Genomic DNA, 13,270 nt, shown 5'->3' with positions numbered 1-13,270 from the left:
TCCTTTCAAATAAATAGTCTTCATTCATTCTTGATTATAACAAAGCGAGGATACAACGAATAGAGAATATCTCTTAAGAAATCTTCAGAATATATTAAGAGAATCATTCAAAACGTTTGTAGGTGAAGTGCTTAAATAAAGGTAGTCATCCAATTAACCAATGAGGAAGGTGAGAGGTTTGAGAAAACATAAAAAAAATTTTAAAAAAGCCATCATGGTCACTGGTGCTCTACTGGTTATCGGCAGTACAGCTGGGGCAAGTGCTTTAAGGCTTGATCGCCGAGAAGCCCCAGCTATCACGCGTGTATCTTTACAAGATCTGCAACCTAGAAATGACTTTCACTTGGTGGGGGTCATTGAACCGGCGAGAACCATTGAAGTGAAGGTAGATAGCGGGCGAGGCTCAGTCGTCGAAAAAAAGGTTGCGACGGGAGATCAAGTGAAAGCCGGACAAGCGCTGTTTGTCTATTCTAACCCTGAAGGATCTTTAGCTATTAAGGAAGCAGAGCAAACCACTGCAAACCGTAGGAGTGCAGTAGAACAAGCCCAGCGACAAACAAACCAGAAATGGGAACAATACAACAAGGTAACTACTCAATTGGAAGAGACCAAACAAAAAATAACTACCGCAAAGGATGAAGATAAAGAAGCGCTAGAAGACCGCAAAAATGAATTAGAAATGCAACAAAGTCAACTATTGATGGAAGCTCAAAATTCAGAGAATAGTATAGGCGATGCAACCTTAGAACTAGAACGAGCAGAATTGGAGTTGAACTCCGTCAAAGAACAACATGGTTCAGATGTCGTGGAGGCTGGTATTGACGGAATCGTCAAAGATATTGATGAACGACAAATGAATATGAATGCGAGTGAAGCAGCCCCAGAGTCCCCTTTCATGACTATCGTCGACACAAGCCGGCTGTTTTTAAAAGGGACCGTAGATGAATTCCGTCGCAGTCAGCTGGAACCGGGACAAAAAGTTCAACTAAAGGATCGTAATGGCGGTAGTCAGCAATGGACTGGACAGATCACACGAGTTGGTGATATGAAAGAACCTTCAGTAGTTGTGGAAGAACAAGGTGCAAACCCAAATTTATCTCAATTCAGCTTTGAAGTTGCTTTGGATAAAAGTGAAACCCCACCAAGCATTGGTACTCATTGTTTCGTGGAACTGATCGAAGAAAACCAAACAGAAATCAAGCTGCCAAAATCATTCGTTTTCTATGAAGAAGACAAGCCTTTCATTTATGTTGTTGAAAATCATAAAATCAGCAAAAAACAAGTAGAGTTGTTCGAAGATGAAATGGATGAAGCAATGTATTTGCTAGAAAGTGAGCTAGACTTGGACAGCGAGCTTGTCTTTCCCACAAATGATGTCAAAGTAGGAATGGATGTGAGAACAAATGATCCAACTAATTGATGTCTGTAAAACGTTCCAACAAGGGCTTGGTGAAATCCATGTCTTGAATAAAATCAATCTAACAATTGACAATGGGGAGTTTGTTTCTATCATGGGACGATCAGGTTCGGGCAAATCAACCTTGATGAATATTATCGGCTGCTTAGATACACCGACAAAAGGAAGCTATCTAATTGATGACAAGATAACCAGTCAAATGGACGAAGACGATCTTTCTGAGATTCGCAATCAAAAAATTGGTTTTGTTTTTCAAAATTTTGAACTATTGCCAAAATTGTCCGTTTTACAAAATGTTGCTTTACCACTTTTGTATGCCGGTGTCATGCAAGAGGAACGAACACGTCGTGCTATTCATGCCTTAGAAAGTGTCGGTTTGGCTGACCGAATCGATTTTAGGATCAATCAATTATCTGGTGGTCAAAAACAGCGGGTAGCCATTGCTCGGGCACTGGTTGGAGAGGCAAATGTGATTTTAGCTGATGAACCGACCGGCTCCTTAGACACAGCCAATAGTCATGAAATCATGTCCCTATTCGCAAATCTAAATGATATGGGAAAGACAGTTGTGTTGATTACACATGAACAAGAGGTTGCTGACTATGCCAAACGTCAAATTCTTTTAAAAGATGGTTTGATTGTTGAGGAGGTCAAAGAATGAAAGAAAATATTCGGTTAGCGATTCAATCGATTTACCAGCATCGCTTACGCTCCCTGTTGACGATGTTAGGAATCATTGTTGGGATTGCTTCAATCATTTCCATTGTGAGTATTATCAATGGAAATACTGAAAATATGAAAAAGCAGATGATTGGCGGTTCTACTAATTCGATGCGTATCGAATATGACGCCAGAAGTGCCTTTCTTGCCGGAGAAAATGGTAGAAATGATCGGCTACCTGACTATTCTCCTCAGATATCAGATGGTGAACTCCAAAAATTACTGACTATCGATCATGCCAAGAATGTCAGCTTATTCTATGAAGCTAATTTGCCGGTCTTTCAAAGAGAGAGACAGACCGATGCCGTAGTATTAGGAATGGATGGAAGTTTCTTTGAAATCATGCCTCATAAGATTCTTAAAGGTAGAGCAATGACTGAAACCGAATTACAATCACAAAAACAAGTCGCTCTGATCACAGCTGACTTGGCAGAGATTTTTTTTCAGTATCGCAACCCTTTAAATCAACTGATTGAGATTAATGGAACACCTTTTCGAATCATCGGTATCGCAGAGTCTGAAACGGATCAACTTTCAGGGAAATATGTTTTCATTCCTAGAAATAGCCAACGTCTAGTTGAAGGGAAACTTGATCAAAAGCCAACGGTATTGTTTCAGGCTACGAATGCAGAAGTGTTAGAATCAGCTGTCGTTCAGGCTAGCCATGAACTGACAAAAAGCATCCCACCATCAGATTTTGTTTTTTCCATTCGAAATTATGATGAGGTAAAGAAGATGACTGATGATATCAATCGTTCAAATATGATTTTATTGGGCGGAATTGCCAGTATTTCCTTGTTAGTCGGTGGGATTGGAGTCATGAATACGATGCTGGTCAGCGTGACAGAGCGAACTAGAGAGATTGGCTTAAAGAAGGCATTAGGCGCCAAACGAAAAGTGATTTTGCAACAATTCCTGACAGAAGCAATCGTCTTATCAGTAATTGGTGGATTGATTGGTATTATTTTAGGCACGATCATCAGTCTGGTCGCCCTGAATCTGCTAGAGTATCCACTGACGATATCTCTGCTTTCTATTTTGATCAGTGTTACTTTTTCGATGCTGATCGGTACTATTTTTGGTTATTTACCCGCCTATAAAGCGTCGAAATTAAAACCAATCGAAGCATTACGATATGAATAAACAGGAAGGTGTTTTTATGAAAAAAAGAATGTTATCCATTCTCTTCTTAGCGATAGTATTGACTGGCTGTGGTTCTACCACCAACCAGTCACAGGTGAACAATGACAACGTCCCCACCAATGCACAAATCACTCCCCCGCAAAAACAAACCGAAACGAGTCAAAGTGGCGATGATGAGCAAAACAACAACGAGCAAACAGATTTTGATCGTGCTAATGATTTACTTGATCAAGCAGATGAGTCTGGGATTCTTGTGTCTATGAATGGTGATCAATTTGAACTAGAGATCACAAAATTTTATCAAAAAAATGAAGATGATGAGATCTATGATATGGCAGTCTCCTCTGACGAAAAATTAAGCTTTACTATTACCAGTGAGACTGAGATTACAGCCGTTATTTATAATGCACAAACTCAAAACTCTCGAATCGTTGAAGGCTCAAGAGCAGACTTACAGCTTGAAAGATCCGTCAATCTTTATGGTCAACAAGTTGGCGATACCTTTATTGCCACCAAAGTCATCGTCATGCAAGTCAATTAGATAGCTAGAAAAGCTGGTTGATTAGAAAAGAAAAAACTAAATGTACCACCCTTATACTTTAAAATCACACACCAATCTATCTTGATTGATACTTCGTTCCTATCCAATTGTTTAGAGAATGATATGATCCCAGTTTTCTAAGTTTTTCAACAAAAAAATGCGGGTAGAAAACAAGACTGTTTTCTACCCGCACTAAGTATTAAAGAACTACTTTTTAGAAACACTACAAGCTTCTATGCTCTCTTTTTTTACACATCAGCATATCATTTACTGTTTTGCTTGATCAATGGAGATATTATGCAGATTTTCAACTAAGGTGCGATGTTCACGAGGTCCGGTCGACTCTGGTGCTTGATCGAGCTGTTCAATCAAATTTAATTCTTCTTCTGTTAATCGGAAATCAAAAATGGCGATATTTTGCTTCATACGATCCACATGGACAGACTTAGGGATCGTGATGATCCCTAGTTGTGTTTGCCAACGTAGGATGATTTGTGGGACAGTTTTATGGTATTTTTCAGCTAATTCCTTTAAAACTAGTTCATCAAAGATCCCATCTTTTCCTTGGTTGAAGGGACTCCACGCTTCAGTCACGACATCAAAATGAGTGGCTGTTTCTCTTTGTTGTTTTTGTTGACGGTATGGATGTTGTTCGATTTGGTTGATCACTGGCTTGATCCGATGATTCAAAATCAAATCAGTCAAACGACCGGTTGAAAAATTAGAGACTCCGATTGCCTTTACTTTTCCTGCATCATAGAGTTCTTCCATGACACGCCATGCGCCATAATAATCATTGTAAGGCTGATGGATCAAGAAAATATCAATATAGTCTACCCCTAATTTTTGTAAAGAACGTTCGTACGCTTTGTATGCGCCCTCGTAAGAAGCATCAGTGACCCATAACTTGGTTGTAATAGTGATCTCTTCTCTTGGAATCCCACTTTTTTTGATTGCCCGACCAACGGCTTCTTCATTGTAATAAACAGCCGCAGTATCAATCAGGCGATAGCCAGCATTCAGCGCTTCTAAAACGACTTGCTCACATTCTTCTTGATCCCAGATTTGAAAGACACCAAATCCAAGTACAGGAATGGTCAATCCGTTGTTCAAGGTCCGTGTTTCCATCATTGATTTCCTCTCCAAACTCCACGTTATTTCGTCAATTCAGCAACGACTTTTTCTCCTAATAAATGTGCAGACTGTGGGTTTTGTCCTGTTAATAAACGCCCATCTGCATGAACAACTTCAGTAAAAGCTTTCCCTGCCTGATAATCGGCCCCTTTTTCCTTCAATGAATCTTCGGTTAGGAATGGTACGTTATTCGTTGTTCCATTTAATTCCTCTTCTTCATTACTAAAGCCAGTCACTTTACGTCCAGCTAAAATGGACTGTCCGTTTTCATCAACGACAGGTAATAAGCCTACGACACCATGACAAACCGCTGATACGATCCCATTATTTTTGTAGATCGCAGAACCAATCTCTGCTAATCTTTCTGATCCGGGGAAATCCCACATCGTTCCATGTCCACCGGCATAATAAATCGCTGTATACTCTGTTGGGTCCACTTCATCCGGACGTAACGTTTGCCCTAACGCACGATTACGAAAGTCTTCATCTTGGTAATAGGTCCAATCCACTTGGTTCATATCTAATATACTTTTTGGTTCCAATGGTACGTATCCGCCATTCGGGCTAACAAAATCAGCTTCGATCTTGTTTTTGACTAATACATCATAAAAATGAGTCAATTCACTTAACCATAAACCTGTTGGACGCTCGATATTGTCGTATTTTTCTACATTTGTCAAAACAATCAAAACTTTCATTTTTTCAGCTTCTTTCTTAGATATTGATGGTTGATCCATAGCGTTGATCAAGAAAATTATACAACGGACTTGGTAAATACAAGTCTTTGTATGCTTCAGAAAAAGGTTTCGTCACAAATTCAGCATCTCGACCTTCTAATAATTTGACTGCCCATTCAGGATCTACCAACATTTGTTGACCTACTGCTACGAGTTCCGCATGAGCTAACACAGACTCGACATCTTTGCGGTTACGGACATTCCCGACACCTACTAACGGGATTTTCCCTTGAATCGCTTCGTGGACATATTCAAGAATTGATTTTTCGTTGTAGGTCTCAGAACGAGCCACACGATCATATGTGTTCAATGAAACATGCAGATAGTCTAATTTCGTTTCACGTAATTGTTCCATCAACCAAATCGTTTCTTCAAAACGGATACCTGGTGTTTCAAATTCTTCTGGTGAAAAACGATAGCCAACAATAAATGGTTTGGTTGCGTGTGTTTCAACTGCTTGGAAGACAGATTTCAATAATTCTTCAATAAAATGATAACGTTTCTCTAAAGAACCACCCCATTGGTCTTCTCTACGGTTCGAATGAGGAGAAAAGAATTGTTGGATCAAGTAAGTATTCGCACCATGTAATTCTACTCCGTCAAATCCTGCTTCAATGGCTCTGCGTGTTGCTTCTCCAAATGCTTGGATCGTTTCACTAACTTCTTCATCACTTAATGCCCGAGGTGTTTCGGCATCTGGACGTTCTGCCGGAATCGCACTAGCAGATACTGTTTGTTCTCCTGATAATGTCGCACGGCTTGTCATACGACCGCCATGGAAGATCTGCACGATTGCCTTGGCGCCTTCGCCTTGAATGGCTTGTGCTAACTCGCTTAAACGAGGAAGCATTTCATCATGGGCGATACTCAATTCCCCTGGCCAACCTTTACCGATGTCTTGCACATTTGCTGCACCAGTGATCACTGCTCCTAATCCTGTTGAGCGTTGTGCATAGTATTCGATCTCGTCTTTTGTGATTACCCCATTAAAAAAGCTAAGTTCTGTAGTCATTGGTGATAGCATCAACCGATTTTTCAGCTCACTACCTGATGGAAATGTGATTGATTCATTGAATTTTGCCATTCTTCTTCCTCCAATATGACGAATGTCACTTATTTTTTCTCGTATTTATTTAACCATACGATTAGTTGCACATGCAACTGTTATATTTAAAAAATTTTATTTTTTTTGTAATTTATTGGTCGCTTCATTCAGCTCTTGAGAAAGCCGCTCGCTCTCGGCAGCACCTAAAACAACTTTATATGCGTGGTGCAACTCATCCCAACTACTGTCGATCTCTTTGACAAATTCACGACCTTCATCAGTTAAAAATACCAAAGATAACCGTCCTTCTGTAACCGTTTTGACATAGCCTTTATATTCTAACTTTTCTACAAAACGTGCAATCGTTGAAGGCGCTGAATACAACATCTGCGCGATATCTTTTTGAGGAATACCGTTTTTTTCTTTCAAAATCAGTAAGATAAATCCATAAGTAGGTGCAAGTCCCGTTTTCTTGAAAGCTTCATCAGCTAATTTATTCAATACTCGATCGAGCTTCTTCACACTAAAAAAAAGACATTCTTCTAACGAACGTTCAATTGATTTCCCCATTTTTACACCTCCTGTTAGCGTACATATCATAGTATGATTTAGTTGATTTGTCAAAGAGGAGAATAGCATTCATATGTAGTTCAAATGATCATCTATAAAAATACAATGATATGTAGAAGCATCTATTCGTTTTTAGAAGGTGTAAAACAACTAAGGACAAATCCCCATTGTCGTATCTAAACATTCATATAGCATGCAATGAGCAATTCAGTTCACGCATTTAAAAACAACCCACGCTCATAATGAGATCAGACGGAAAGGATGGTTACTATTTCCCTCAAAATATCCACACTATAAACTAGTCTATGCTTAATGTTGATTCTTATTGAGTAATACGAATTCCTACTAGTTTTTTCATACGGTGCCAGTGACTGAAAAGGATTCTTTCGAATGACCTTGAGTCATTCATCAAACTGCTTATGTAACCCAGCTCCCTTAAGTTTAGTAAGATCTTTTTCGTAATTTTTTTAATTTCTATAATGTATCCCAATCAATCTCATCTAACTCTTCCGTTTCTTCCTCTTCGTATTGCTTAATCTGATTGAGCACCCCTGTATTTTGTAAATAGAGCGTTTCCTGAATTGCATTCCAATCTGATTTACTTATGATTACTACACTTTCCTCTTCACATTTAGAATGGATGATTTCAACCGGTTAATTGTCTGCCACAGCATGCCTAATCAAGCTATATAAATGATTACGAGCCTTCGTTTCCATCTCTATTCACGCCCTTCTTTATTGCTAAGTATAACGTACATACAAGCGTGCACCAATAATCATAAACCTGATAAATTTCATCTTATATCTCTTGTTAACATAGGCTTTATCATTTGATTTCATTGACTGATCATAAAGAAGAGAACATAGCTTTTTATTCAATATCTCCAAGCCTAAAAAAAATACAACACTAGGCTCGAGACATTAGGTAGCTTGCACACCTAAAACCAAATGAACGGTGTTCCAGAAATAAGTGTGAAATATAAAAAATGAAAAGAAAAATTTCCGATACTTCACACTTATTTCTCGGAGCTGAGCAATTCTATCACTCATCACCCAATTTTCACTACAAATGCTTCATAAGGACGTAATTCGATTTCTCCTACAGGTACTTCTCGATCATAGTTGGCAATGATTAGTTCCGTTGCTTCTTGCGGAATAGTCCATTCATGTGTTTGCTCGGATAAGTTACAGACGATCAACCAACGTTCTTCATTTAGTGTACGATAATAAGCAAAGACCTCAACTGGCGTTTCTGTCAACAATTCATATTCTCCCCAAACGATGATCTCATTGTGTTTGCGTAACTCGATCAAGCGTTTGTACGTATAGAAAATCGAAGAGGAATCTGCGACTGCTTGTTCCGCGTTGATGGTTTTGTAGTTTGGATTGACGGATAGCCAGGGCATTCCTGTCGTAAATCCACCATGTGCTGTTTCATCCCACTGCATTGGTGTACGTGCATTGTCACGTCCTTTGGCATTGATAGACTGCAAGATATCTTCTTTATGATAGCCAGCTGCAAGTCGTTCGTGATACATATTGATCGTTTCGATATCTTTTGCTTCTGAGATGTCCCGGATTGGCGCATTTGTCATGCCTAGTTCTTCCCCTTGATAAATATAAGGAGTCCCTTTCATCATGTGTAGTAAAATAGCAAACATTTTTGCACTTTCTACACGATATTCCTGATCATTCCCCCAACGTGAAACAATTCTCGGTAAATCATGATTATTCCAAAACAAACTGTTCCAACCTTCATCACCTAACGCTGTCTGCCATTTTGACAAAACTTTTTTCAGTTCAGAAACATCTAAAGCTTTTAGATCCCATTTATCCTTACCTTCTTGTTGGTCCAAACTCATATGTTCAAATTGGAAGATCATGGATAGTTCATTTCTTTTAGGGTCTGAATAAAGCTTCGCGATTTCTGTCGTTGCGCCCCAAGTTTCACCTACCGTCATCAAATCTTTGTCGCCAAAGGTTGCTTGATTCATTTCTTGTAGGTATTCGTGAAGCCGAGGTCCATTATTGGTGATTTCTTGATCGGGTAGTTTGCCGATCGTATCGATGACATCCATGCGGAACCCGCCAATTCCTTTATCGATCCAAAAATTCATCATGTCATAGACTTCTTGTCTGACTAGCTCATTCTCCCAATTCAAATCGGGTTGTTTCTTGCTGTATAGATGCAAATAATATTGACCAGTCGCATCATCAAATTCCCAAGCAGGTCCACTAAAAATCGAACGTAATGTATTAGGCACATCACCATTTACTGGATCACGCCAGATATAATAATCTCGATATGGATTGTCTTTGCTTTTTCGTGATTCGATAAACCATGGATGTTCATCAGAAGTGTGATTGACGACTAAATCCAAAATGATTTTGATGCCTGATTTCTTCGCTTCCTCAATCAGTTCGCCCATTTCAGCCATCGTCCCAAACTCAGCCATGATTGCTTCATAATCGCTGATGTCATAACCATTATCATCATTTGGGGATTCATAGACTGGGGAAAGCCAGATCGTATCGATTCCTAGATAGGTTAAATAATCTAATCTTGAAATAATCCCTCTTAAATCACCGATTCCATCTCCATTCGTATCTTGAAAACTACGTGGATACACTTGATATACCACTGATTGATGCCACCATTTTTTCTCCATATGATCCTCCATTTGTTTTGTCCTATTCTTAAAGAATTGTAACGCTTACAAAAGAAAGAGTAAACAGGCAGAAACATGTTACCGATAACATTAAAATCCAGGATTTAGAAATAAAACAGCGCGTGGGGAAAGTTTCAATTCATGGAGTATGCCTGGAAACAGAAACCATCGATTGAAATAAGTAGAATTTGCTATCCACATGTCCGTTTAGAGTGTACCCTAAATAGACATTAGCCAATCATTGAAAAATCTCGATTTCTAATGTATGATTAGGGTGTATTTTAAATGATTCGAGAAAGTAGGTAAAAAATTGAAAGTTGCATATATTAGAGTCTCTTCTCTTGATCAAAATGAACAACGCCAAATTGAAGAAATGAAACAATTTGGAACAGAAAAAATTTTTATTGAAAAACAATCTGGAGCCACAATTTCAGAACGGCCAATTTTTCAAAAGGCTTTAGATTTTGTACGTGAACAAGATACTTTTATTGTAGAAGCAATTGATCGATTAGGGAGAGATTATGATGAAATTATTGCTTCAGTTAATTACCTAAAAAATAATAACATCCGACTGATCATTACTAGTCTACCTATCATGGCGCAAGCAATTGGAGATCCACTCCTGGATAAATTCATTAAAGACTTAATCATTCAAATATTGGCCATGATTGCCGAACAGGAACGTAAAGAATCCAAACGACGCCAGGCACAAGGAATTAAGATTGCAAAAGCGAATGGTGTTTACAAAGGACGTCCTAAGTTATATAGCGCAGATACAAAAGATCCCCAACGTCGCCTTGTTTATAAAAGCATCGTTGAGGATCTTGAGAATGGCGTTGCTATTTCTAAGATTGCAAAAGACTACAATATTACTAGACAAACAGTTTATAGAATTAAAAATGAAATCAACAATAAGAATGCCTATATAAAGATAAATAATCATTGACCAATTAAAAAACTCTTACCAAAGTAAGAGCCTACGCATTTAAGTTATTCAAATCAGGAAGTGCTGTGGTGAATTTAATAGTACCTTTTTTAACGGGTAGCACTTAATTCAGATAGCTACTAAATTTTTGTAATTGATCACCGTTTTTTCTGAAGTAGCGGTTACTTTGTCCATGCTTAAAGTGACAACTGCCGAATTATTTAGCAGAGTTACGATGGTTCCGATGACTTGTTTCTTGTTATGTTTAAATGACACCTGTTGATTTTCTTTAAAAGCCAAGCCTTCGATAGATGATTCTATTGGTTTCCACTTTCCAAAACTCATAATAATCTCCCCTTTTTAAGTATTAAAAAAACCGTCTCAAGCAATTGAGACGGTTGAACAAATCATTTATGCTGTGCAAATGTTAACGGCTTGCATGCCACGTTGACCTTCTTCAGTATCAAAGGTGACTGCTTGACCTTCATCAAGAGACTTGTAGCCATCTGCTTGAATCGCAGAAAAATGAGCAAAGACATCTTGGCCATTCTCTCCGGTGATAAAACCAAAACCTTTATCTGCATTAAACCATTTTACTGTACCATTATTCATACTATTTCCTCCTTGTGCATCACTACGTATGCGTTTTGTTGCAATAAATATTTGATAAGCAAAAGGAGAGTATAAATGGAAGCATAGCACTCTTAATACGTTTCAAAGTATATCACTATATTCAGTATACCATACAACTGGGTGGTATACTAATTTTATAAAAATTTGGTCATTTTCTGTACGCTCTGGAAATAAAAAATGAATAGGCTCTTAAAAAAATATCTTGTAAATAAATATTTTTATCACATTTTTTTAAGGTTCAACATTTTCTCTAATGAATTCATAAATACTTGGTTTAAAGCGAACGGCCATATTTTCACCACTAACAGCACCAAAATGAATTCCGATTACTTCATTTTGATTATTGAACACTGGTGATCCTGAATTCCCGCCAAAAGTACTAGCATTGTAATAAATTCGATTCGTTGTTTCAGTCGTAGATACGCCTTTGCTCTCCCACATGGTAGCCCATGGTTTATCTCCTGGATAACCAATAACTCTGATAGGTGTTCCAACTGTAGTAGTGGGATTATTTATATATTTAGCTGGAGTTACAACGTCACCGATATTCTGTCCCTCTGTATTAGGTTTTAAATAAACGATAGCTAAATCTTGTCCATCTGGACTATATTTGATTTCTTCTCCATAGAATGTTCCTTTATACTCAGTATTAGAAACTCGAGCTGCATTTACTTTTATATTAGCGGGATCTCCATTATTTGCAGCATTTGCAACGTGTCTGTTAGTCAGGATAGCATTTTTCCCTACTACCACACCAGATCCTTGAGTAGCATTATTCACATAAATAAAACATACTGACTGATAAGGTTCCACTGAAGCATCTATTATTTGAGTTCTATCATTATTAGGCAGTATCGCTTTTATATGCAAATTGGTTTCGTCTGCTCTTACAATAGGACTTAAACTGATAAAGTTTATAAAAAATAGGATTAACAAAAGGTTCCACATTCTAAACTTTCTATTCTGCATAACTACTTTCTCCTTTAAAAATATTTTATAATTACTATCTTTTCCGATCAAATATACTAAGCAACTGTTTTAGTTTTTATCTCCCTTAAATAATATAGGCTTCAACTTTTAACTAATAATATCCTCCTATATTTTATATATAACACATTGTGAAATAAAGCACATAAAATAGAGTAATATTTCGTCTATTTTTTTGTGTAAGGATTTCGTATAGTTTTCGATAATCAATATAGCCATTGAGAATGCTTTATATTTTTCAACAAAAGGAAAATATTAGGTACTGATATTACAAAATTAAAAAAATTTGAAAAACGAGTCTTGAAGAAACAACCATTCACTTCACCCTCATCTAAGTCAGCTTTTCCAGTTCTTGAATATAATCCACAAGCAATCGATCCATCATACTACATTGAAAATCATGGAATGTTTCGGGTCCATACTGCGATTGTACCCACATAGTTCTTTAAAGTAGGTGGAGTATTCACTTTCAACGATTCGAAGGATTTCCACATCTGAACAGTGATCAAAGTCGATCAGATCTACTACTAGACTCATCTTGGCATCGATTCCTAAGATCTCCGGCAATAGTTTCCAAAAATTCTCCTGACAGATCTGACTTACTAAGGTTTCCAATCGTTGGATCTGGGTGTTTAAATAGACCTTTAGGTCTTCACTTGCTCGTTTTTCTACCTCTTCAAAGGTACTTTGAAAGCCCTCCAGATACGCTTCTTTTGTAAAAAATGTAGGCATTGTTTTTTCCTTCCTTC

The 13,270-nt window shown here is 37.8% G+C and carries 14 protein-coding genes; 5 read left to right on the top strand and 9 right to left on the bottom strand.

Annotated elements, in window-relative coordinates; genetic code table 11:
• Positions 1 to 169: 169 nt before the first annotated feature.
• Genes IGJ95_RS02155 through IGJ95_RS02140 form a run of 4 tightly spaced genes read left to right on the top strand, consistent with a single transcriptional unit; the run spans position 170 to position 3,821 of the window.
• Positions 170 to 1,420, top strand: a complete 1,251-nt coding sequence (locus tag IGJ95_RS02155; protein ID WP_232508831.1) for an efflux RND transporter periplasmic adaptor subunit — start codon at positions 170 to 172, stop codon at positions 1,418 to 1,420.
• The gene (locus tag IGJ95_RS02150) at positions 1,404 to 2,078 is read left to right on the top strand and encodes an ABC transporter ATP-binding protein (protein WP_153829919.1); all 675 of its coding nucleotides are present in this window, start codon (positions 1,404 to 1,406) and stop codon (positions 2,076 to 2,078) included. Before IGJ95_RS02155 ends, IGJ95_RS02150 begins: the two co-directional genes overlap by 17 nt.
• The gene (locus IGJ95_RS02145; protein WP_153829920.1) at positions 2,075 to 3,280 is read left to right on the top strand and encodes an ABC transporter permease; all 1,206 of its coding nucleotides are present in this window, start codon (positions 2,075 to 2,077) and stop codon (positions 3,278 to 3,280) included. Before IGJ95_RS02150 ends, IGJ95_RS02145 begins: the two co-directional genes overlap by 4 nt.
• Positions 3,281 to 3,296: 16 nt before the next feature.
• On the top strand, positions 3,297 to 3,821 hold the full coding sequence (locus IGJ95_RS02140) for a hypothetical protein (protein WP_010736428.1): 525 nt from the start codon (positions 3,297 to 3,299) through the stop codon (positions 3,819 to 3,821).
• 267 nt (positions 3,822 to 4,088) lie between these two features.
• Here IGJ95_RS02140 and IGJ95_RS02135 read toward each other — a convergent pair whose 3' ends face one another.
• From IGJ95_RS02135 to IGJ95_RS02115, 5 genes are all read right to left on the bottom strand, one after another.
• Entirely contained in the window at positions 4,089 to 4,949 is an 861-nt protein-coding gene (locus tag IGJ95_RS02135) for an aldo/keto reductase (RefSeq protein WP_034691665.1), read from the bottom strand.
• 26 nt (positions 4,950 to 4,975) lie between these two features.
• Positions 4,976 to 5,653, bottom strand: coding sequence for a type 1 glutamine amidotransferase domain-containing protein (locus tag IGJ95_RS02130; protein ID WP_010736430.1), 678 nt, complete (start codon positions 5,651 to 5,653; stop codon positions 4,976 to 4,978).
• A 16-nt stretch (positions 5,654 to 5,669) separates the two neighbouring features.
• Complete coding sequence (locus IGJ95_RS02125) at positions 5,670 to 6,776, bottom strand: NADH-dependent flavin oxidoreductase (RefSeq protein WP_153829921.1); 1,107 nt, start codon at positions 6,774 to 6,776, stop codon at positions 5,670 to 5,672.
• A gap of 96 nt (positions 6,777 to 6,872) precedes the next feature.
• Entirely contained in the window at positions 6,873 to 7,307 is a 435-nt protein-coding gene (locus IGJ95_RS02120; RefSeq protein ID WP_010736432.1) for a MarR family winged helix-turn-helix transcriptional regulator, read from the bottom strand.
• Positions 7,308 to 8,356: 1,049 nt separating this feature from the next.
• A complete protein-coding gene (locus tag IGJ95_RS02115; RefSeq protein WP_010736433.1) occupies positions 8,357 to 9,976 on the bottom strand; it encodes a glycoside hydrolase family 13 protein in 1,620 nt (539 codons plus the stop codon).
• Positions 9,977 to 10,286: 310 nt separating this feature from the next.
• Between IGJ95_RS02115 and IGJ95_RS02110 the strand changes: the two genes are divergently transcribed.
• Positions 10,287 to 10,922 carry a recombinase family protein gene (locus IGJ95_RS02110; RefSeq protein ID WP_375148073.1) on the top strand — a complete coding sequence of 212 codons (636 nt, stop codon included), beginning with the start codon at positions 10,287 to 10,289 and terminating at the stop codon, positions 10,920 to 10,922.
• 108 nt (positions 10,923 to 11,030) lie between these two features.
• Here the strand turns inward: IGJ95_RS02110 and IGJ95_RS02105 are convergent, their stop codons facing one another.
• The 4 genes from IGJ95_RS02105 to IGJ95_RS02090 all read right to left on the bottom strand — a co-directional run bounded on the left by IGJ95_RS02105 (position 11,031) and on the right by IGJ95_RS02090 (position 13,253).
• Positions 11,031 to 11,246 (bottom strand): DUF2187 family protein, encoded by a 216-nt coding sequence (locus IGJ95_RS02105; RefSeq protein ID WP_137071959.1) that lies wholly within the window; start codon positions 11,244 to 11,246, stop codon positions 11,031 to 11,033.
• A gap of 66 nt (positions 11,247 to 11,312) precedes the next feature.
• Positions 11,313 to 11,513 carry a cold-shock protein gene (locus tag IGJ95_RS02100; protein ID WP_071868074.1) on the bottom strand — a complete coding sequence of 67 codons (201 nt, stop codon included), beginning with the start codon at positions 11,511 to 11,513 and terminating at the stop codon, positions 11,313 to 11,315.
• Positions 11,514 to 11,765: 252 nt separating this feature from the next.
• Entirely contained in the window at positions 11,766 to 12,503 is a 738-nt protein-coding gene (locus IGJ95_RS02095) for a trypsin-like serine peptidase (RefSeq protein WP_137071957.1), read from the bottom strand.
• A gap of 399 nt (positions 12,504 to 12,902) precedes the next feature.
• Complete coding sequence (locus tag IGJ95_RS02090) at positions 12,903 to 13,253, bottom strand: DUF7006 family protein (protein WP_438761383.1); 351 nt, start codon at positions 13,251 to 13,253, stop codon at positions 12,903 to 12,905.
• Positions 13,254 to 13,270: the final 17 nt, after the last annotated feature.

This window comes from Enterococcus sp. AZ156 (assembly GCF_051714165.1).
Classification (GTDB): Bacteria; Bacillota; Bacilli; order Lactobacillales; family Enterococcaceae; genus Enterococcus_B; species Enterococcus_B pernyi.
Note: the sequence above shows the minus strand (reverse complement) of the source record. Positions and strands in the feature narration are given on the sequence as shown.